This window comes from Kitasatospora sp. NBC_01302, from assembly GCF_035976515.1.
Lineage (GTDB): Bacteria > Actinomycetota > Actinomycetes > Streptomycetales > Streptomycetaceae > Kitasatospora.
On sequence record NZ_CP108404.1, the window covers coordinates 6,464,793 to 6,484,716 of the forward strand.

Here is a 19,924-nt window from a genome sequence, read left to right on the forward strand (position 1 = left end):
CGCGGGAACCCGTGGGCACGGTGCGCGCCGCGCCCACCGCTGAGAAAGGTCTCACCATGGCCATCGAGGTCGGCACCCAGGCTCCGGACTTCGAGCTGAAGAACCAGCACGGCGAGCTGGTCAAGCTCTCCGACTTCCGGGGCGAGAAGAACGTCGTCCTGGTCTTCTACCCCTTCGCCTTCACCGGTGTCTGCACCGGCGAGGTCTGCGCGATCCAGAAGGAGCTGCCGCGGCTCCAGAACGAGGACGTGCAGATCCTGGCGGTCTCCAACGACTCGCCCTTCACCCTGCGCGTCTTCGCCGACCAGGAGGGCCTCTCCTACCCGCTGCTGTCGGACTTCTGGCCGCACGGCGCGGTCTCCGAGGCCTACGGCGTCTTCGACGGCGAGAAGGGCTGCGCGGTCCGCGGCACCTTCGTGATCGACAAGGCCGGCGTGGTGCGCTGGTCGGTCGTCAACGGCCTGCCGGACGCCCGGGACGAGCAGGAGTACCTCACGGTGCTCGCCGCGCTCTGAGGCGGCGCCTGGCGGGGATCTCCGGCCCGGGGCTCCCGGGCGGGGCCCGGGGCCGGAGATCTCCACCAGCCACGCCGGGCCGCCTAGTGTGCGGTCCGGGAACCCGGTACTACGATCTGGCCGTTGGTCGGAGCGTGGGTCGGTCCCAAGGGCTCGACGGCCACACCGCCGAGGCGCCGCCCGGGTGCCTCCCGCATCTTGGAGGAACCTGTGGGTGTCAGCCTGAGCAAGGGCGGCAACGTCTCGCTGACCAAGGAGGCCCCGGGCCTGACCGCGGTGCTCGTCGGCCTCGGCTGGGACGCGCGCACCACGACGGGCGCGGAGTTCGACCTGGACGCCAGTGCGCTGCTCTGCACCGAGCAGGGCAAGGTCGCCAAGGACAGCGACTTCGTCTTCTTCAACAACCTGACCAGCCCGGACGGTTCGGTCGAGCACACCGGCGACAACCTGACCGGTGAGGGCGAGGGCGACGACGAGACGATCAAGGTCAACCTGGCCGCCGTGCCGGCCTCGGTCGCCAAGATCGTCTTCCCGGTCTCGATCTACGAGGCGGAGACCCGGCTGCAGAACTTCGGCCAGGTCCGCAACGCCTACATCCGGGTGGTCAACCAGGCCGGCGGTCAGGAGATCGCCCGCTACGACCTGACCGAGGACGCCTCCACCGAGACGGCGATGGTCTTCGGCGAGCTCTACCGCAGCGGCGCCGAGTGGAAGTTCCGCGCCATCGGCCAGGGCTACGCCTCGGGCCTGCGCGGCATCGCCCAGGACTTCGGTGTGAACGTCTGACGGCACCTCGGACGGATGGCCCGACCAGGACCCCGGTCGCCCGCTCGGGCGACCGGGGTCCTGCCGTGCGTACGGCGAAAAGGTGCGTCCGCTGACGGCCCGGCCGGGGAGCGCGCGGCCCGGCGGCCGGATACCCGAACGCCGGGCTGAAGCGGGGTTCCGCCCCCTTGATAGGTTCGAAGTTCAGCATGTTCAGTGGGCGGTTCGGAACCGTTCGGGGGCCGGAGGGCGTACATGTGGAGTTCGCCCTCTGTGTCTCACCGCACGGTGCCGGCTGCCAGGGAGTGGGAGGAAAGACGACGATGAGTGTCACGCTCGCCAAGGGCGGCAACGTCTCGCTGAGCAAGGCCGCGCCCGGCCTGACCCAGGTTCAGATCGGCCTGGGCTGGGACGCCCGGTCGACCACCGGCGCGCCCTTCGACCTCGACGCGAGCGCGCTGCTCTGCTCGGGCGGCCGGGTGCTCGGCGACGAGTACTTCGTCTTCTACAACAACCTCAAGAGCCCGGAGGGCTCGGTCGAGCACCTGGGCGACAACCTGGTCGGCGGCCAGGAGGGTGACGAGGGCGACGAGGAGGTGATGGTGGTCAACCTGGACCTGGTGCCCGCGCAGGTCGACAAGGTGGTCTTCCCGGTCTCGATCTACGACGCGGACGCGCGGGTGCAGAGCTTCGGCCAGGTCCGCAACGCCTACATCCGGGTGGTCAACCAGGCCGGCGGTCAGGAGATCGCCCGCTACGACCTGACCGAGGACGCCTCCAGCGAGACCGCGATGATCTTCGGCGAGCTCTACCGCTACCAGGGCGAGTGGAAGTTCCGGGCGGTCGGCCAGGGGTACGCGTCCGGTCTGCGCGGAATCGCCCTCGACTTTGGGGTCAACGTACAGTAAAGGCATCGTCAAATTCTCGGCGCGCCATGTCACCGAAAGGTAGTAATACCGTGTTCCTCCGCACTTTCGGATGGTCCTTCGCGACCACGGTCGCCGGGCTGATCGCGGCCGGGCTGATCTGGGGCGCCGAGGGTTTCGGCGTGGTGCTGATCCTCGCGGTCCTGGAGATCTCACTCTCGTTCGACAACGCCGTGGTCAACGCCACAGTGCTGAAGCGGATGACTCCGTTCTGGCAGAAGATCTTCCTGACGGTGGGCGTGCTGATCGCCGTCTTCGGCATGCGGCTGCTCTTCCCGCTGCTGGTCGTAGGCCTGACCGCGCACATCGGCCCGAGCACGGTGATCGACCTCGCGCTCAACTCCGGCCACACGTACCACGGTCTGACCTACGCCCAGCATCTGGAAGCGGCCAATCCCGCGATCGCCGCGTTCGGCGGGACCTTCCTGCTGATGATCTTCCTCGACTTCATCCTCGAGGAGAAGGACTACCACTGGCTGCGCTGGATCGAGCGCCCGCTGGAGCGGATCGGCCGGCTGGAGGCGCTCTCCTCGGTGATCGCACTGGTCGCGCTGGCGCTGGCGGCCCGCTTCTTCGCGGCGGGGCACGCGGAAACGGTCCTGCTGGCGGGGCTGCTGGGGCTGGCGACCTACCTCGCGGTCAACGGGCTCTCGGGTGTCTTCGAGTCGAACATGGAGGCTGCCGAGGAGAGTGACGAGGAGGCCGAGGAGGAGGGTGCCGCCGGGGCCGGTGCCGCCGCGAAGCCCGGCAAGTCGCTGGTCCAGGTGGCCGGCAAGGCCGCGTTCTTCCTCTTCCTGTACCTGGAGGTGCTGGACGCCTCGTTCTCCTTCGACGGGGTCGTCGGCGCCTTCGCGATCTCCAACGACATCTTCCAGATCACCCTGGGCCTGGGCATCGGGGCGATGTACATCCGCTCGCTGACCGTCTTCCTGGTCCGCAAGGGGACCCTGGACGACTACGTCTACCTGGAGCACGGCGCCCACTACGCGATCGGCGCGCTGGCGGCGATCCTGCTGATCTCGATCGAGTACAAGATCCCGGAGATCGTCACCGGGCTGATCGGCGTGGCCTTCATCGGCGCCGCCCTCGCCTCCTCGATGCTGCGCAACCGGCGCACCGCTGCGCTGGAGTCGGTGGCCGAACCGGAGCCGACGGCGGTCGGCAAGCGCTGACCGCCGGTCGCCGCCACCGACGGGAAGGGCCCTGCTCGCACGAGCAGGGCCCTTCCCGTCGTTCCCGGGGCGGCGGCCTGTCCGTGCCGCCCGCCGGGGGTTCAGCCCAGGCGCTTCTCCATGGCGCGCAGCTTGCGCTCCAGGGAGTCGAAGGGGGAGTCGAGCTTGGGCAGCGCGAGGGTGTCGTCCTCGGCCGTCAGGTCGATGCTGTCGGAGGCGCTGCGGCTGCCGCCGACGGCCGTGCGGCGCGGGGAGGCGGAGAGCGCGGCGGGCTCCAGTGCGGACCGGCCGAGGGTGCTGCGGGTGGCGTCGGAGCCGGCCGGTGCGCCTTCGGTCACGGCGTGGTCGGTGAGGGCGGCTTCGGCTAGGGCAGGCTCCGAAGCGGGCTGGCCGTCGCCGGCGCCGGCGGTCAGCGCGGGCACCTGGCGCCCGCCGCGGGTGCGGGCCAGCACACCGCCCCGGGAGATCGCCTTCAGCTCGGCCCGCTCGCGGCGGTCCGCACTGCGTGCCTGCACCTTGGCGTCCAGCTTCGCCTGCCGCTCCTCGCGGACCTCCTCGACCGCCTCGTCCAGGCTGCGGACGTTCTCCAGCAGCATCAGCGACCAGGCGGCGTAGGTCTCGCGCGGGGCGCGCAGCCAGCGCACGATGCGGATCTGCGGCAGCGGACGCGGTATCAGGCCCTGCTCGCGCAGCGCCGCCCGGCGGGTCTGCTTGAGCGCGCGGTCGAAGAGCACGGCGGCCGAGATCGACATGCCGGAGAAGAACTGCGGGGCACCGGCGTGGTCGCCGCCGCGCGGCGCGTGCACCCAGTTGAACCAGGCCGAGGCGAAGGCGAAGAGCCAGACCAGCAGGCGGGAGCCGAGCGCCGCGTCACCGTGGCTGGCCTCGCGCACGGCGAGCACCGAGCAGAACATCGCGGCGCCGTCCAGGCCGAACGGGACGAGGTACTCCCAGCCGCCCGACAAGCCCAGGTTCTGGGTGCCGAAGCCGACCAGGCCGTGGAAGGAGAGCGCGGCCGCGACGCCGGCGCAGCAGAAGAGCAGCACGTAGGAGGAGATCCCGTACACCATCTCCTTGCGGCGGCGGCGCTCCTCGCTGCGCTCCCAGGAGTCCCCGTTCTCCTGGGTCTTGGCACTCTTGAAGCGCAGCGTGGCCGTCAGGACGGCTATGACGAGCAGGGCCGCGCCGCCGACGACGACCCAGGCCAGCTGTGTGGACGAGAATGACATTGCGGCGTTGGCCTCTGCTTTCCGCGGTCGGGTGGGAGTGGACGGTCCCCGGCGATGGCCGGAACGGCGTCAGTTCCCAGAGCGAGCACCCGCCCTGATGGTCCGTCGTGCACGCAGGAACGCGCTGACGGGACGGGTGGGGCCAGGCCGTGTCGAGCTCGCGCGGGTGACGGGGACACCTGTGCGGCTAGACGATATCGCGTCTGGCGGGGCGGCATGGTACGGGAGTCACGATCGTGCTGCTATCCGCCGCTCGGGTGGCAGAGCCGGCGGCGGACCGGACAGCCGGTGTCGTGTTCGAAACCGACGGTGGCTCAGAGCCGCTGCTGGGTATGGACCGCAGTGCACAATGACTCGTCAGCTGTCCGGCGCCGGAGCCGGACGGCGACACCTCTGGGCTGGGGGCGGTCGGGATGGCCACGATCTGGGAGTACCTGCGCGGCGAGCGGAACCTGCCCGACATGATGGGGCAGGTGGGGAAGGTGACGCTCACCAAGTCCCGGCCGCAGCACTCGATCACCACCTCCGGGGCGACCACCGGCACCCTCTACGTCAACCTGCACTGGACCGCCCGTCTGGTCTCCGGCTCGCAGGGCGCGCTGCGCCGCAAGCTGCTCCAGCCCCGGCTGCTGCGCCCGTCCCAGACCGAGACCACCCAGGGCGGCGCCGAGAACGTCGACCTCGACCTCGCCTGCATGTACGAACTCACCGACGGGACCCGGGGCGTGGTCCAGCCGCTCGGGAAGTTCTTCGGGGACCTGCAGCATCCGCCCTACATCAAGCTGAGCGGCGACGACCAGTACGGGGCGCCGTCCGGCGAGACGATGTACATCAACCTGGAGAAGAAGGACCAGTTCAAGCGGCTGCTGATCTTCGTCTACATCTACGACGGCACGCCGGCCTTCGACCAGACGCACGCGCAGATCCAGATCGTGCCGCCGAGCGGGCCGCGGCTGGAGATCAACCTGGACGAGCGGGCGGCGGCGGCCCGTTCGTGCGCGGTGGTGCTGATCGAGAACCGGGACGGGGAGCTGATGGTCCGTCGCGAGGTGCGGTACGTGCACGGGTTCCAGTCGGACCTGGACCGGCTGTACGGGTTCGGGATGGACTGGCAGCGGGGGTACAAGGAGGAGTAGCCGGGGTCCGCGCCCTTGCGGGGCGGGGTCAGCGGGGCTGGAACTGGGGGCCCTGCGGGGGCAGGGCGAAGTCCGGGTCGAGCACCTGGGTGGGCTGGGACGGCAGGGGCGCTGGGGGCTGCTGCGGGTAGCCGTAGGGCGGCGGTTGCTGGGGGTAGCCGTACGTGGGGGCGGGCGCCGGGGCGGGGGCCGGCTGCTGGGGGTAGCCGTAGGGGGGCTGCTGCTGCGGGTAGCCGTAGCTGGGCTGGTGCGGCGGAGCCGGCGGGTAGGCGGGGGCGGTCGGCGGCTGCTGCGGGTAGCCGTACCCGGGCGCGCTGGTGGGCGCGGGCGCAGTGGCGGTGACGGGCGCGGCGGCGGGCGGCGGGGGCGTCGGGGCGCCGGCGGCCGGGGACGGGACGGCCGGGATGCCGGCGGCGGGGGACGGGACGGCCGGGGCGAGCGTGTAGGTGCCGGGCTCCTCGGTGCGCGGAGCGGGCCGCGCCGAGGGCGCGGCGGGGTGCTGTGCCGGGGGCGCCGGCTCGGGCCGGGCGGTGGCGGTGGGAGCGGCGTCCTCCTCGACCGCGATCCCGAAGTCGGTGGCGAGACCGCCGAGGCCGGAGGCGTAGCCCTGACCGACCGCGCGGAACTTCCAGCCGCCGTCCCGCCGGTAGAGCTCGGCGCAGACCAGGGCCGAGACCGGCTCGGTCTCGTTGACCGGGAACTCGGCCAGCGGCTCGGCGCCGGGCGCGGCCGCGTCGTGGAGCAGCACCCGCAGCCCGCGGACGGCGCGGAAGTCGCCGCCCTCGACCGAGCCGGCCAGCACCACCCGGTGGACCTCGGCCGGCAGCTTCCCGAGGTCGACCTCGATGGCGTCGGTGATCTCCTCACCGCCCGGGCTCTGGTGCTTGGGCAGGTGACGCACCGTGCCCGAAGGATGCCGCGGCTGGTTGTAGAAGACGAAGTCGGCATCGGAGCGGACCTTGCCGGCGGCGCCGAGCAGCAGCGCGGAGGCGTCCAGGTCCGGGGTCCCCGGTGCCGCGCTCCAGCGCAGCACGGCGCGGACCGCGGTCGCGGTCAGCGAGATGTTGGCGCCCTTCGCCATCACGTGCGTCATAGCTGTCCATCCTGCCTGCTGGGCACCGCTGCGGACAACGTGGGTGCGGGAGGGTCCGCGGCGTGCTGCCGGGTGGTGCGGCGGATTGTGCTGGCTGAAAACTTGCGCAATTGAGCAAGCAATTTATGGGCGCCAATCCGATGATCGTGTTCTTCCGCTTCTTTCGCTCTGGTCTTCCGGTCTGGCTTTGCGGTGGTTCGGGGCGGGCGGAGAATGTTCAGCGAATTCCATGTTCCCTGCCGCCGCCAGGTCTCGCCGTGGACCGTACGATGGCGGCCGAAGGGGGTGCGAGCTGCGGATTCGACGCTTTCGGTCCGCGGTGCCGACGGTTCGCCGGGCGCTCTGGTTCGTGGCGAAAGCAGTCGGTTCCGCCCGCGCCGAGCCGCTCGTCCGGTCCGCGGTCCGCGCCCTCGCCTGCTTCACCCGGTCGGTCCGCTGACTTCTCCGTTCCGCTCCGCCCGTTCGTCGCGACGCTCCTGGGAGTGCATTTTGCGCCATTTCGGCCACCTCGGCGTGGACGTCCGCCGTCGGCTCTTCCTGGTCGAGCCGGCGGCGTTCGACCGGCATGCCCCGGCGGCGACGCTGGCCACCGCGCTGGGCGCCACCCTCTATCTGCCCGCCACCCGCGGCACGCTGGTGAGCGATGTGCGCAGGCAGGCGGCCCGCGGGGTGACCTCGATGGTGCTCTGCCTGGAGGACGCCATCGCCGACGGCGAGGTGACCGCCGCCGAGGCGAACCTGGTCGACGGGCTGCGCGCGCTGGCGGAGCCGGTCGGCGCGGCCGGTCCGGGGCCGGTCGGGTTGCCGCTGCTCTTTGTGCGGGTCCGGGTCCCTGAGCAGATCGGGGTGCTGGTGGGTCGGCTGGGCCCGGCGGCCCGGCTGCTGAGCGGCTTCGTGCTGCCCAAGTTCACCGAGGAGAACGGCGCGCGCTATCTGGACGCCGTGGCGGACGCCGAACTCGCCTGCGGACAGCGGATGTTCGCCATGCCGGTGCTGGAGTCGCCGGAACTCGCCCACCTGGAGCACCGCCGCCTGGAACTGCTCGGCATAGCTGCGCTCTTGGCGAAGTACCGGGACCGGGTGCTGGCCGTTCGGCTCGGTGTGACCGACCTGTGCGCGGCTTACGGGCTGCGCCGGTCGCCCGAGTCGACGGCCTACGACCTGGCCCTGGTGGCCGGCGTGATCGGGGACGTGGTCAACGTGCTCGGCCGGGCGGACGGCAGCGGATTCACCGTGACCGGGCCGGTCTGGGAGTACTTCCCGCTCGGGCGCAGCGGGGCGGAGCTGACCGGCCTGCTGCGCGAAATCGCACTCGACCGGGTCAACGGGCTGCTGGGCAAGACCTGCGTGCACCCGAGCCAGGTGCCGGCGGTGCACGCCGGCCTGGTGGTCGGACACGAGGAGTACTGCGACGCGCGGGACGTGCTCGGCAGCGCGGCGGAGCGCGGCGGGGGCGTGGTGGGTTCGGCGTACGCCAACAAGATGAACGAGGTCAAGCCGCACCGCGCCTGGGCGGAGCGGGTGTTGGGGCGCGCTGAGCTGTTCGGGGTGGCACGGGCGGGGGTCGGGTTCGCGGAGCTGTTCGCGGCCTGCCGGGATGCGGAGGTTCGTGGTGGGCGTTGATCGCGTGGGTGCCGGAGGGGTGGGTGCTGATCGGATGGGTGCTGGCGTGTGTGACGGTGCGGTGTGGTCCGGGGACTGGGTCACCGAGCGGCTGGGCATGGAGCTGGTGGGGGATCCCGAGCTGACCGAGCTGCTCGGGCTCGCGGTCCGGGACAATCCGAAGCGGGCGCAGCTGCTGGTCTCGCAGGTGCTCGGCAAGCACGTGCCGCAGCGGCCCGGGCTGGTGCTCGGCGCCGGACGGCGGCTGGGCGCGGCGGTGCGCGAGCGGCTGGGCGACGGCGGGGCGGGCGAGGGGCTGGGCGACGGGGTGGGCCCGGCGGAGCCGGTGACGGTGCTGGGCTTCGCCGAGACCGCGACCGGGCTCGGCCACTGCGTGGCCGACGAGCTGGACGCGTGCTATCTGCACTCCACCCGGCGGCCGGTGGCCTGGATGGTGCCGGCGGCCGGCTTCGAGGAGGTGCACTCGCACGCCACCTCGCACCTGTTGCTGCCCGACCATCCGGAACTGCTCGCGGGTGACGGGCCGTTGGTCCTGGTGGACGACGAACTGTCGACCGGGCAGACGGTGTTGAACACGATCGAGGCGCTGCACCGGATTTGGCCGCGTCGGCGGTACCTGCTGGCCGCGCTGGTCGACCTGCGCGGTGACACCGACCGGGCCCGACTGGCCGCGTTCGCAGCCGAGTTGGGTGCGAGCGTCGAGGTGGTGGCGCTGGCCCAGGGGCGGGTGCGACTGCCGGCGGATGCGAATGCGCGGGGGCGGGAGCTGGTGGCGGCATTGGCCGCGGACGGGGGATCCGCGGCGAGTGGGGCGGGGCACGTGCCGGGCGGGGCGGGTGAGGCGGGAGCCGGCCGGGCGGCGCGCGGTGAGCTGGTGCGGGCCGAGCTGCCGTGGCCGGCCGAGGTGCCCGAGGGCGGGCGGCACGGATTCCGGCCCGCGCAGCGCCGGGCGCTGGAGGCGGCGCTGCCCGATCTGGGGGAGCGGCTGGCCAAGGAACTGCGCGGCAGTGAGCGGCGGGTCCTGGTGCTGGGCTGCGAAGAGTTGAGCTACGCGCCGCTGCGGCTGGCGCACGCGCTGGAGGCGGCGCTGGAGGGCGCGGGCGCGTCGGTGGGCTGCTCGGTCCGCTTCTCGACGACCACGCGCTCGCCGGTCCTCGTGGTGGACGACCCCGGCTACGCGATCCGGAGCGGGCTGGCCTTTCCCGCGCACGGTGCGCCGCAGGAGGGTGGCGGCACGCGGTTCGCGTACAACGTGGCGCCGGGGCGGGAGGCGGCGCGGCGGTTCGAGACGGTCGTGCTGGTCGTCGACGCCGTCTCCGACACGCCCGAACTGCGCTCGGCGGGCGGGCTGTTGGACCAGCTGCGGGCGGTGACGGACCGGGTGGTGCTGGTGGTGCTGCCGGTCTGGCACCCCGGCGCTGCCGCCGCGCCGCCGGTGGGGGCGCTGCTCGCGCCGGTGCCTGCGGGTGCGTTGTCTGCGCCGGTGCCTGCGAGTGCGCCGCCCGCGCCGTTGCCGGTCCCGCTGCGTGGTCCGGCCTTCTCCTCCTACGCGGCCGAGGAGGTGGGCTGGCTGCTGACCGATCTGTCCGCTGTCGCGCTGGAGGCGCCCACCGAGGAGCGGGAGGAGGCCGTGCAGTCCGGCGGCGCCCACTACGCGGAGTCGCTGCCGGTGGAGTACCACCCGGGCCCCGAGTACCTGGAGCTGTTCCAGCAGGCGCTGCGCGGCTCGGCCCGGCGGATCGCGCTGGCCGTCGGCACCGTCGCGGAGATGCTGGTCCGTGAGCGCGGCCGGGACCTGGTGCTGGCCTCGCTGGCCCGGGCCGGGACCCCCGTCGGCATCCTGATCCGCCGCTGGCTGGCCGCCGAGCACCGGATCGACGCGCCGCACTACGCCGTCTCGATCATCCGTGGCCGGGGCGTCGATCCGGTCGCGCTGCGCTATCTGGCGGAGCGTCATGATCCGCGTCAGGTCGTCTTCGTGGACGGCTGGACCGGGAAGGGTGCGATCACCCGGGAGCTGTCCGAGGCGCTGGCCGGCACCCCGTTCGACCCCGACCTCGCGGTGCTCGCCGACCCCGGCCGCTGCGTGCGGACCTTCGGCACCCGGGAGGACTTCCTGATCCCGTCCGCCTGCCTCAACTCGACGGTCTCCGGCCTGATTTCGCGCACCGTGCTGCGGCGGGACCTGATCGGGCCCGGCGACTTCCACGGCGCCAAGTACTACCAGGAGTTGGCGCCCGCGGACGTCTCGCGCGCCTTCCTGGACACGGTGACCGAGTGGTTCCCCGAGGTCCGCGCGGAGGTGGCCGCCGCCGAGCCGCCGGCCGACGCCGACCGGGCGCCGACCTGGACGGGCTGGGCCGCGGTGGAGCGGATCAGCGCCGAGTACGGGATCGGCAGCCTCAACCTGGTCAAGCCCGGCGTGGGCGAGACCACTCGGGTCCTGCTGCGCCGGGTGCCGTGGCGGATCCTGGCCCGCCGGGGCGCGGGGGCGGATCTGGACCACGTCCGGCTGCTGGCCGCGCAGCGCGGCGTGCCGGTGGAGGAGGTGGACGAGTTGCCGTACTCGTGCGTGGGACTGATCCACCCGCAGTTCAGCCGGGGTGCGACCGGGCCGACGGGGCACGCGGTATGACGGAGCGTCAGAGTCGCTCGGCGTCGGCCGTGATGGTGGCGAGCGATCTGGACCGCACGCTGATCTACTCGCTGCGGTCGGCCGAACTGCCGCCCGGCTCGCCGGTGCGGCTGCGGCTGGTCGAGCGCGACGGTGAGGGCGCTCCGCTGAGCCATCTCACCGAGCGGGCTGCCCAGTTGCTGGCCGAGCTGGCCCGGGAGGCGGTGTTCGTCCCGGCCACCACCCGCACCGTCGAGCAGTACCGGCGGATCCGGCTGCCCGGCCCGGCGGGTGCTGGTGGCTTCGGCCCGGCGGGCGGTGGTGACGGGGCCGACTGGCGTCCGCCGTACGCGATCTGTGCCAACGGGGGCCGGCTGCTGGTCGCGGGCGAGCCGGACCAGGACTGGGCGGCCGTCGTGGCGCAGCGGCTCGCCGCACACGCCGCGCCGCTGCCGGAGGTGGCCGAGCGGCTGGCGGGTCGCGGCGCTGCGGGCGGCGCCGGCTGTGGCGGCAGCGGTGGTGGCGGTGGTGCTGAGGGTGGCTGGCTGCTGCGGCAGCGGGTGGCCGAGGGCTTGTTCGTCTACGCGATCGTGGATCGTGAGCGGCTGCCCGCCGCCTGGCTCGACGAGCTGACCGCCTGGTGCGCGGAGCGGGGCTGGACCGTCTCGCTCCAGGGCCGCAAGCTCTACGCCGTCCCCCGCGTGCTGACCAAGAGCGCCGCGGTCGCGGAGGTGGTCCGCCGCCAGGGCGGCCGGGCCACGGTGCTGGCGGCCGGGGACTCGCTGCTCGATGCCGACCTGCTGCTCGCCGCCGACCACGCCTGGCGCCCCGGCCACGGCGAACTGGCCGAGCGGGGCTGGACCGGCCCGCGGGTGACGGCGCTGGAGCAGCGCGGCGCGCTCGCGGGCGAGCAGATCCTGAGCGCGCTGCTCACCCGCGTCCGGCAGCTGAACGGCCAGGCCACCGACGGTTAGGGCCTGTCCGCCGGGCACTGGCTAGCCGCAGCAGCCCCCACCGCAGCAGCCACCGCCACCGCCGGCGGGCGGCTGCGGGGCGCTGCCGCCGCCCGCGCCGGTCACGGCGACGGTGGAGAGCAGCTTCACGGTGTCGGCGTGCCCCTGCGGGCAGGTCGCCGGGTCGTTGGCCTGGGCCATGGCGCGGCGCAGTTCGAAGGTCGCACCGCAGGAACGGCAGCGGAAGTCGTAGCGTGGCATGCCCGCAGCGTACCCGGCCGGGGCGGACTCACTCCGGCAGCGGTCGATTGCGGTGCGGGGCCGCTGCGCGGGGCCCGCGCGTCCGGGCCGGAGCGGCGTGCGGTTCGCTGCTCGCTGCTCGCTGCTTGCGGGTCGTGCGGGTCTTGCAGACTTTGCGGCTTCTGCGGTGCGCGGTGGTTCCGGCTCCGGCTCGCTACTGCTGGCCCAACTGGCCGCGGATCAGCCCCACCACCTCGGCCGCCGTCGCGCGCACGCCGTCCAGCTCGGTGAGGAAGCGCCAGTAGTCCGGGTGCCGTCCGGCCGCCGACAACGCGGCGACCGCCCGGTCCAGCCGCCCCACCGCCGCGTCCAGCGGTCCCGCGTGGCGCGGATCGGGCGCCTGGCGTCCGGCCATGGCCAGCCGCTGCGCGTCCCGCAGCGCGAAGCGCGCACGCTCCACCTCCGCCTGCGGATCACGCTCCGCCGCGTTCAGCCGCCGCAGTCGGTCGGCCACCGCGGCCACCGAGCCGTCGGCCGTCTCCAGCAGCGCCCGCACCGTCCCGAGCACCGACGCCGCGTCCGCCCACCGCTGCTCGTCGCGAGCCCGGGCCGCCTCCGCGAGCCTGGACTGCGCCGCCCGGCCCGCCTCCGCGACCTGCTGCGGCACCCGCTGCAGGTCCTGCCAGCACTCCGCGGAGAACCGCCGGCGCAGTTCGCTGAGCGTCGGCTCGACCGTGCCGGCCTTGGTCTCCAGCGCCTGCACCCGGGTCCGCAGGCTCGCCACCCGGCGGTCGACCTCGCGGGCCCGCTCCGGCCGCTGCTCGGCGTCCGCCAGAATCGTGGTCGCCCGCAGGCGTACGTCCTCGGCCCGTCGCAGCGTGTCCGTCACGCCGTGCCGGGCCGCACCCTCGTTGAGCTTGGTCAGCTCCGGCCGCAGCTCGGCCAGCCGGGCCGCCAGATCGTCCGCCCCCAGGCCCGCCGCCCGCACCGCCTCCAGCCCGCCGCCGGCCGCCAGCAGCGCCTGCTTGGCCTGCTCGACCGCCGGCACCACCCGCACCAGCTGCGCCTCCGCGTGCTGCACCAGCGGCTGCAGCCGCTGCAGGAAGTCGGCCAACTCGGTCTGCTTGGCCGCCAGCTCGCGCTGGGCCTGCTCCAGCCGCTGCCTGGCCTGGGCAACCGCCCCCGACGCGAGTTCCACGGCCTCCAGATCGATCGAGTCCAACGCCGCCAGGTACGCCATGGTGACCTGGTTGATCCGGGCACTCAGATCCTGGAAGTCGGCGAGGACCTGGCGCACCGACGCACCCTCCTCGGCGGCCCGCACCGTCTCGACGGCGAGCTCCACCTCGCGCTGCGCGGAGTCCAGCTCGTAGAACGCCTCCTGCGCCGCGTCCCGCGCGGCCACCGCCGCCGCCCGCTGCCCGTCCTCGCCACGCCGCCACCAGGACCGCCCACCGCCGGCCCCCGGCCCGGAGAACGACCCGGCCACCGCCACGAGGACCCCGGCCATCGCCACGGGCACCACCAGCAGCTCCGCCGCGACCCGCCCCGCGTACCCCCGCGTGCTACCCGCCCTCACCGCGTGCTCCCTGCTCCACCGAACTGGACCCCTCATTCTCCCCGATCACCCCCCACCTCCCTAGCCCCGCCCCGCACCCTGCACCGTGCCGCGCCCGGGACCAGGTACTCTTACCTTTCACCGCACGCCCCCACCCGGGACCAGCAGGCGGCGGGGGCGCATAGCTCAGCGGTAGAGCGCTGCTCTTACAAAGCAGATGTCGGCGGTTCGAAACCGTCTGCGCCCACCAGCATCGATGGCCCGGACCGATGACGGTCCGGGCCATGTGCGTTCGACAACTGAGGGCAACGGCTGGGCTCGGCCCGTCTTTCGGGTGTGCACGTACTCCCGTGACCGCTCGTGTGAGGCAGGTCGGAACGATCCGGGTCAGCCGAGGGCGCGGTCGAGGTTGAAGGCGGCGCTGATCAGGGAGAGGTGGGTGAAGGCCTGGGGGAAGTTGCCGAGTTGTTCGCCGGTCGGGCCGATCTCCTCGGCGTAGAGGCCGAGGTGGTTGGCGTAGGTGAGCATCTTCTCGAAGGCGAGCCGGGCCTCCTCCAGCCGGCCTGCGCGGGCCAGCGCCTCGACGTACCAGAACGAGCAGATGGAGAAGGTGCCCTCGGGGCCGTGCAGGCCGTCGGGGCTGGCGGTGGGGTCGTAGCGGTAGACCAGCGAGTCGGAGACCAGGTTCGTGGTGAGCGCGTCCAGGGTGGAGAGCCACTTGGGGTCGGTGGGGGCGATGAACTTGGCCATCGGCATCATCAGCAGCGAGGCGTCCAGGTCACCGTCGTCCAGGGCCTGGACGAAGGCGCCCCGCTCGGTCGACCAGCCGCGCTGCATGATCTGCCGGTAGATCGCGTCCCGGGACTCCCGCCAGCGGGGCAGGTCGGCCGGCAGGCCGCGGTGGTTCGCCATCCGCATCGCCCGTTCGAGCGCCACCCAGGACATCAGCCGCGAGTACACGAAGTTGCGCCGGCCCGCGCGGGTCTCCCAGATGCCCTCGTCGGGCTGGTCCCAGTGCTCGCAGAGCCAGTCCGCCATCGTGCCGACCTCGTCCCAGCGGGCGCTGCTGATCGGCTGTCCCCACTTGTCGTACAGGTAGATCGAGTCGATCAGGGCTCCGTAGATGTCCAGCTGGAGCTGGCCGGTGGCGGCGTTGCCGACCCTGACCGGTGCGGAGCCGAGGTGGCCTTCCAGGTGCGGCAGCTCGTACTCGGGCAGCTCGCTGCGCCCGTCGATGCCGTACATGATCTGCAGCGGGCCGGCCGCACCGTTGCCGCGCATGAGGCCGCGCTCGCACAGGAACCCCATGAAGGCCTCCGCCTCGGAGGTGAACCCGAGGCGCAGCATGGCGTAGACGCAGAAGGCGGCGTCGCGGACCCAGACGTAGCGGTAGTCCCAGTTGCGCCCGCCGCCGATCTGCTCGGGCAGGCTGGTGGTCGGTGCGGCGACGATCGCACCGGTCGGCGCGTAGGTGAGCAGCTTCAGCAGCAGCGCGGAGCGGTTCACCATCTCCCGCCAGCGCCCGTGGTAGCGCGAACCGGCCAGCCAGTGGCGCCAGAACCGCACGGTCGCCTCGGCCTGCTCCTGCGCCTCGGCCCGCGGGCACGACCGGGTCGGGACCTCGTCGTCGACCTGGTCGAGGGCGAACACGTTGGACTCGCCCTCGAGGAGCTTGAAGCGCGACCACACGTCCAGGCCGTCGGTCTCCAGGGGTGCGGTGGCGGTCAGGGCGAGCGACAGTGAAGGGGAGCGGAACACCGCGGCGTGGCCCTCGAGGTGCGTGGTGTGCGGTTCGGTGCCGTAGCCGAAGCGCGGGGCGATCCGTGCCCGGAACGGGAGGGCTCCGCGGACGCAGACCACTCGCCGGATCAGCCGGTGCCGGGCCGCCTCGCGCGACTCGTCGACCACGGGCATGAAGTCCTGGATCTCCGCCACCCCGTCCGCGGCGAAGAAGCGCGTGATCAGCACGTTCGTGTCGGGGAAGTAGAACTGCCGGGTGCGGGTCGGGACCTCGGCGGCCAGCTCGAACGACCCGCCCCGCTCGGCGTCGAGGATGGCCCCGAAGACGCTGGGCGCATCGAAGCGCGGGCAGCAGTACCAGTCGATGGTGCCGTTCGTGCCGACCAGGGCGGTCGTACGGAGATCGCCGATCAGGCCGTGCTCGGAGATCGGTATGTAGCGGCTGCTGTCCGTCTGCTCGAAACCAGCGGTGTCGAACGCCATGCGGGCCTCCCTGCCGCTGCGGCGCGGGCCTGGAGAGTAGGACTTCCTCCCATGCTAGATCGCCGGCCGGAACCAGGGGGGCTCGGCGTCGGGCAGGGAGAACGGGCGTGGTGCAGCTGGGCCGGCGGGGCGGGGAACGGGGGTGGCGTCCGGCGGAATGCGAGGGCGGGTCGGTCAGCTCCTCGGGCGGGCCGCGGCGATGGTGGCTTCGATGCCGGCCAGGGCGAGGTCCAGGCCCTGGGTGAAGCGGTGGTTGCGGGCGGCGCCGGAGCCGTTGGCGTGCTGGGACTCGACCACGTCGGCGTTCTCCGTGAAGCGGGGGTCGACCTGCTGGACCACGCCGTGGACGCGCTGGTAGAACTCGTCCTCGTTCAGGCCGGACTGGCGGACCCGGCGGGTCCACTGCGCGTCGAGCACCGCGAAGCCGTAGGTGTACTCGAAGACCAGGCCGAGGGCGGCGCTGAACTGGTCCTTGGGCAGGCCGGTGCGGACGATCGCCTCGACGCCGCTGGTGGAGAAGGCCAGGGAGTTGGGGCCCAGGGCGATGAACTGTCCGACCAGCAGGGCGGCCCAGGGGTGACGCTGGAAGCAGTCGCGGTAGGCGTGGGCCATGGCGCTCAGGTGCTGGCGCCAGGTCTCGTACTCGGCCAGTGCCACGGCGCGCGTCTCGCCGAGCACGTGGTCCAGGGCGAGTTCGAGGAGTTCGTCCTTGTTGTCGACGTACCAGTAGACCGACATCGGCGTGACGTCGAGCTCGGCCGCCAGCTGGCGCATGGAGAAGCTCTGCGCGTCCGCGGCGTCCAGCAGGGCCACGGTCGCGTGCACGATCCGGTCCCGGCTCAGGCCGGTGGGGGCGCTGCCGCGCTTGGCGCGCTTGGGCGGGCGCACCCAGATGCTGACAGCGGGGTCGCGGGGCGTGTCGGCCATGCTCTGTCCTTCGGGGTCATCGCTGCATGACCGCTGGTCGGCGGCCATGCAGCGATGGTAGGGGGCGTCCGCCGAGCGGGTTGCTCAGCCCGCCGGAGCGAGCGGCTCGGCAGCTGCCGACTCGGGCTCGGCGGTGAGCTGCGGCTGGCCGGCCGCCCGGCTGAGCAGCCAGGCGGCGACGAGTCCGCCGAGCAGGACGGCCACCGCGCCGATCAGCTGGCTGCTGGTCAGGCTGTCCGCGAAGGCGCTGCGGACCTGGTGCTGGTGGCCGGCGTCCGGGCCGGCGGCGGCGAGCGCGTCCGGCAGCGAGCGGGCCGCCGTGTGCGGGAACCCCGAGGGCAGCGAGGAGGCGAAGCCGGCGGTGAGCACCGCGCCGAGCACCGCGACACCGAGCGAGTTGCCCAGCTCGCTGAGCGTGCCCATCAGGCCGGAGCCGAGGCCGGCCTTCTCCGGCGGGATCGAGGACATCACCGCGGTGGCCATGGTGGGCTGCGAGCAGGCGACACCGGTGCCCATCAGCACCAGGCCGAGCAGGATGCCCGGGTAGGAGCCGTTGCGGCCGAACTCGGCGATCGCGGCCAGACCGGCGGCCAGCAGGCCCAGGCCTCCGGCGATCGCGAACGGCGGCTTGAGCTTCGTGGTCAGTCGCATGCCGATGCCGGTGAAGTTGAGCGCGACGACGGTCAGCGCCATCGGGGCGGTGCGCAGGCCGGCGGCGAGCGGACCGTAGCCGAGCACGAACTGCAGGTGCTCGGTCAGCAGGAAGAGCGAGCCGCCCAGGCCGAAGGCGACCAGGATGCCGCCGGAGACCGCGCCCCGGAAGCGGGCGTTGCGGAAGAAGGAGAGGTCCAGCAGGGGGTGTTCGACCCGGCGCTCCCAGAGCACGAAGAGCAGCAGCAGGAGCAGGCCGAGGCCGGCGGGCAGCAGGGTGCGCGGGGAGGTCCAGCCGATGCCGGGGCCCTGGATGATCGCGTACACCACCCCGACCAGACCCGCGATGGACAGCACCGCGCCGAGCAGGTCGGGGGAGTCGCCGCGCGGGTCCTTGGACTCGGGCACCAGCTTGGCGATGGCGACCAGGCCCAGCGCCGCGACTGGCAGGTTGACCAGGAAGACCGAGCCCCACCAGAAGTGGTTGAGCAGCAGGCCGCCGAGCACCGGGCCGAGGGCGAAGCCGAGGGAGGCGATGGCGCTCCAGATGGTGATGGCCTTGGGCTGCTCCTCGGCGTCGAAGGTGCGCACGATGATGGCCAGGCTGGTGGCCAGCAGCAGGCTGCCGCCGACGCCCATGCCCGCGCGGGCGGCGATCAGCTGCCCGGGGCTGCCGGCCAGGGCCGCGCCGAGCGAGCCGACCCCGAACAGCGCGAGTCCGAGCAGCTGCACCTTCTTGCGGCCGTACCGGTCGGCGAGCCCGCCGGCGGCGATCAGCAGGCCGGCCTGGGCGAGCGAGTAGGCGCCGATGATCCACTGGGTCTGCGCCGTGGTCGCGCCCAACTCCTCGGTCAGGGAGGGGATCGCCACGTTGAGGATGGTGTTGTCCAGAATCACGACGAGTTGTGCGAGGCAGATGACCGCGAGGATCACCCACCGGTCCTGCCTGCGCTCCACCTGGGGCATGCCCGCTCCGCTCCTGTACGGCGTATATGACTTCTACAGCGTATAAGAACGGGCCGGTGGAGCGCCAACCGGATTTCCGGAGTCCGTGGGGCCGCGTCAGTCCGCCCGGGCGGCCGGCGGTTCGAGGAGCAGGGCGAGCCCGTCGAGGAGCCGGGCCAGTGCGAACTCGAAGAGCTGGTCGAGGTCGAAGTCGAAGTCGTCCTCCCCGGTCTCGATGTCCAGCTCGGCGAGCAGGGCGCCGAAGACCGGGTACTGGCCGCTGCCGAAGGTGGCCGCCAGGTTGGCCTCCTGGGACTGCATCCACTCCTCGTCGGTCAGCGTGCTGTTCGCGTGGTCGCGGGCCTGGGCCTCCAGGTTGACGGCGATGCCGCGGACGAAGGCGAACATCGTGATGTGGAGGTAGAGCCGGGTGGTCGGCGGGAGGCCGAAGCCCTGGACGCTGCTGAGCACCCACTCGCCGTGCCGCAGTGCGGCGGGCAGGGGGGTGGGTCGGGTGAGCGAGATCGTGCCGGCCAGCCAGGGGTGGCGGCGGAAGATCGACCACTGCAGGTGGGCCAGCGCGGCCAGCCGGGGGCGCCAGCCGGTGAGGTCGGCGGGCGGGAGCGGTACGCGGCCGATCACGGTGTCGGCCATCAGGTCGCTCAGCTCCTCCTTGCTCGCCACGTGGCGGTACAACGCCATGGGGGCGACGCCGAGTTCGGCGGCGACCCGGCGCATGGTCACGGGGGCCAGGCCCTCGGCGTCTGCGATGGTGATGGCGGCCTGGATGATCCGCTCGCGGGTCAGCTGCTGGTCGCCGCCGCGCGCCTCCCGTCGCCGTGGGCGGGCGGGTGCGGTGGTGGGCGTGGGGGAGGGGGCGACGTCGGGCGTGGCGGCGGGCTCGGGTGCGGCGGCGGGCACGACGGTGGCGGCCGGCTGCGCAGGCAGCGGGTCGGCGACCACCGTGCCCGCGCCGGGGCGGGAGTGGACCAGGCCCTCCTGGCGCAGGGTCGCCAGCACCTTGGTGGCGGTGGCCATCGCCACGCCCCACTCCTGGGTGATCGCGCGGGTGGACGGCACCCGCGCGCCGGGCTTCAGGGTGCCGGCGGCGATCCGCCCCCGCAGCTCCGCGGCGATCCGCAGGTAGGGCGGTGCGTCAGGGGTGGCCATGGGTTCTCTCCTCGCCATTCGTGCTGCCTTCTCCGTCGAGTGTACTAGTGCACTACTGGTGCTGGCCAAGCTGCCCTCTGCTGAACCCGCTAGGGCAACCGTTGCGCCGTGCACTGCACTATGCGTACTCTGTACGCATCAAGCGCGTACGTCGTACGCGTCGGCTCCTCGCCGCACCTGACCG

At 72.9% G+C, this 19,924-nt stretch carries 16 protein-coding genes and 1 tRNA gene; 9 read left to right on the forward strand and 8 right to left on the reverse strand.

Annotated features, from left to right (window positions below):
• Positions 1 to 56: 56 nt before the first annotated feature.
• The 4 genes from OG294_RS28375 (at position 57) to OG294_RS28390 (ending at position 3,378) form a co-directional block, all read left to right on the forward strand.
• Positions 57 to 515, forward strand: coding sequence for a peroxiredoxin (locus OG294_RS28375; protein WP_327069378.1), 459 nt, complete (start codon positions 57 to 59; stop codon positions 513 to 515).
• 210 nt (positions 516 to 725) lie between these two features.
• Complete coding sequence (locus OG294_RS28380) at positions 726 to 1,301, forward strand: TerD family protein (RefSeq protein WP_327069379.1); 576 nt, start codon at positions 726 to 728, stop codon at positions 1,299 to 1,301.
• Positions 1,302 to 1,603: 302 nt separating this feature from the next.
• Entirely contained in the window at positions 1,604 to 2,188 is a 585-nt protein-coding gene (locus OG294_RS28385) for a TerD family protein (RefSeq protein WP_327069380.1), read from the forward strand.
• 50 nt (positions 2,189 to 2,238) lie between these two features.
• The gene (locus tag OG294_RS28390) at positions 2,239 to 3,378 is read left to right on the forward strand and encodes a DUF475 domain-containing protein (protein ID WP_327069381.1); all 1,140 of its coding nucleotides are present in this window, start codon (positions 2,239 to 2,241) and stop codon (positions 3,376 to 3,378) included.
• Positions 3,379 to 3,479: 101 nt separating this feature from the next.
• On the opposite strand, the gene OG294_RS28395 is transcribed toward OG294_RS28390, so the two are convergent.
• A complete protein-coding gene (locus OG294_RS28395) occupies positions 3,480 to 4,607 on the reverse strand; it encodes a DUF2637 domain-containing protein (protein WP_327069382.1) in 1,128 nt (375 codons plus the stop codon).
• 413 nt (positions 4,608 to 5,020) lie between these two features.
• Here OG294_RS28395 and OG294_RS28400 point away from each other — a divergent pair, with 413 nt between their 5' ends.
• The gene (locus OG294_RS28400) at positions 5,021 to 5,743 is read left to right on the forward strand and encodes a TerD family protein (RefSeq protein WP_442789235.1); all 723 of its coding nucleotides are present in this window, start codon (positions 5,021 to 5,023) and stop codon (positions 5,741 to 5,743) included.
• Positions 5,744 to 5,771: 28 nt separating this feature from the next.
• On the opposite strand, the gene OG294_RS28405 is transcribed toward OG294_RS28400, so the two are convergent.
• Entirely contained in the window at positions 5,772 to 6,836 is a 1,065-nt protein-coding gene (locus OG294_RS28405; RefSeq protein ID WP_327069383.1) for a TerD family protein, read from the reverse strand.
• Positions 6,837 to 7,325: 489 nt separating this feature from the next.
• Here OG294_RS28405 and OG294_RS28410 point away from each other — a divergent pair, with 489 nt between their 5' ends.
• From OG294_RS28410 to OG294_RS28420, 3 genes are read left to right on the forward strand one after another with little or no spacing between them, the layout of a single operon-like run.
• Entirely contained in the window at positions 7,326 to 8,459 is a 1,134-nt protein-coding gene (locus OG294_RS28410) for an HpcH/HpaI aldolase/citrate lyase family protein (RefSeq protein WP_327069384.1), read from the forward strand.
• A 34-nt stretch (positions 8,460 to 8,493) separates the two neighbouring features.
• On the forward strand, positions 8,494 to 11,094 hold the full coding sequence (locus OG294_RS28415; protein ID WP_327069385.1) for a phosphoribosyltransferase: 2,601 nt from the start codon (positions 8,494 to 8,496) through the stop codon (positions 11,092 to 11,094).
• A complete protein-coding gene (locus OG294_RS28420) occupies positions 11,091 to 12,047 on the forward strand; it encodes an HAD family hydrolase (protein ID WP_327069386.1) in 957 nt (318 codons plus the stop codon). Before OG294_RS28415 ends, OG294_RS28420 begins: the two co-directional genes overlap by 4 nt.
• Positions 12,048 to 12,068: 21 nt before the next feature.
• Here the strand turns inward: OG294_RS28420 and OG294_RS28425 are convergent, their stop codons facing one another.
• Positions 12,069 to 12,287, reverse strand: a complete 219-nt coding sequence (locus tag OG294_RS28425; RefSeq protein ID WP_327069387.1) for an FmdB family zinc ribbon protein — start codon at positions 12,285 to 12,287, stop codon at positions 12,069 to 12,071.
• A 193-nt stretch (positions 12,288 to 12,480) separates the two neighbouring features.
• Complete coding sequence (locus tag OG294_RS28430; protein ID WP_442789236.1) at positions 12,481 to 13,881, reverse strand: hypothetical protein; 1,401 nt, start codon at positions 13,879 to 13,881, stop codon at positions 12,481 to 12,483.
• 118 nt (positions 13,882 to 13,999) lie between these two features.
• Between OG294_RS28430 and OG294_RS28435 the strand changes: the two genes are divergently transcribed.
• Positions 14,000 to 14,074 (forward strand) — tRNA-Val (locus OG294_RS28435).
• Positions 14,075 to 14,211: 137 nt separating this feature from the next.
• On the opposite strand, the gene OG294_RS28440 is transcribed toward OG294_RS28435, so the two are convergent.
• The 4 genes from OG294_RS28440 to OG294_RS28455 form a co-directional block, all read right to left on the reverse strand.
• Positions 14,212 to 16,047, reverse strand: a complete 1,836-nt coding sequence (locus tag OG294_RS28440; RefSeq protein ID WP_327069389.1) for a glycoside hydrolase family 15 protein — start codon at positions 16,045 to 16,047, stop codon at positions 14,212 to 14,214.
• A 174-nt stretch (positions 16,048 to 16,221) separates the two neighbouring features.
• Entirely contained in the window at positions 16,222 to 16,974 is a 753-nt protein-coding gene (locus tag OG294_RS28445) for a TetR/AcrR family transcriptional regulator (protein WP_327069390.1), read from the reverse strand.
• An 84-nt stretch (positions 16,975 to 17,058) separates the two neighbouring features.
• Positions 17,059 to 18,591, reverse strand: a complete 1,533-nt coding sequence (locus OG294_RS28450) for an MFS transporter (RefSeq protein ID WP_327069391.1) — start codon at positions 18,589 to 18,591, stop codon at positions 17,059 to 17,061.
• A 96-nt stretch (positions 18,592 to 18,687) separates the two neighbouring features.
• A complete protein-coding gene (locus OG294_RS28455; RefSeq protein ID WP_327069392.1) occupies positions 18,688 to 19,740 on the reverse strand; it encodes a TetR/AcrR family transcriptional regulator C-terminal domain-containing protein in 1,053 nt (350 codons plus the stop codon).
• Positions 19,741 to 19,924 lie beyond the last annotated feature (184 nt).

Excerpts from the sequence above, each read along its gene's own strand:
- OG294_RS28375 (WP_327069378.1), top strand. The coding sequence starts at position 57 with ATGGCCATCGAGGTCGGCACCCAGGCTCCGGACTTCGAGCTGAAGAAC.
- OG294_RS28385 (WP_327069380.1), top strand. The coding sequence starts at position 1,604 with ATGAGTGTCACGCTCGCCAAGGGCGGCAACGTCTCGCTGAGCAAGGCC.
- OG294_RS28395 (WP_327069382.1), bottom strand. The coding sequence starts at position 4,607 with ATGTCATTCTCGTCCACACAGCTGGCCTGGGTCGTCGTCGGCGGCGCG.
- OG294_RS28400 (WP_442789235.1), top strand. The coding sequence starts at position 5,021 with ATGGCCACGATCTGGGAGTACCTGCGCGGCGAGCGGAACCTGCCCGAC.
- OG294_RS28405 (WP_327069383.1), bottom strand. The coding sequence starts at position 6,836 with ATGACGCACGTGATGGCGAAGGGCGCCAACATCTCGCTGACCGCGACC.
- OG294_RS28415 (WP_327069385.1), top strand. The coding sequence starts at position 8,494 with ATGGGTGCTGGCGTGTGTGACGGTGCGGTGTGGTCCGGGGACTGGGTC.
- OG294_RS28420 (WP_327069386.1), top strand. The coding sequence starts at position 11,091 with ATGACGGAGCGTCAGAGTCGCTCGGCGTCGGCCGTGATGGTGGCGAGC.
- OG294_RS28425 (WP_327069387.1), bottom strand. The coding sequence starts at position 12,287 with ATGCCACGCTACGACTTCCGCTGCCGTTCCTGCGGTGCGACCTTCGAA.
- OG294_RS28430 (WP_442789236.1), bottom strand. The coding sequence starts at position 13,881 with ATGAGGGGTCCAGTTCGGTGGAGCAGGGAGCACGCGGTGAGGGCGGGT.
- OG294_RS28440 (WP_327069389.1), bottom strand. The coding sequence starts at position 16,047 with ATGGCGTTCGACACCGCTGGTTTCGAGCAGACGGACAGCAGCCGCTAC.
- OG294_RS28445 (WP_327069390.1), bottom strand. The coding sequence starts at position 16,974 with ATGGCCGACACGCCCCGCGACCCCGCTGTCAGCATCTGGGTGCGCCCG.
- OG294_RS28450 (WP_327069391.1), bottom strand. The coding sequence starts at position 18,591 with ATGCCCCAGGTGGAGCGCAGGCAGGACCGGTGGGTGATCCTCGCGGTC.
- OG294_RS28455 (WP_327069392.1), bottom strand. The coding sequence starts at position 19,740 with ATGGCCACCCCTGACGCACCGCCCTACCTGCGGATCGCCGCGGAGCTG.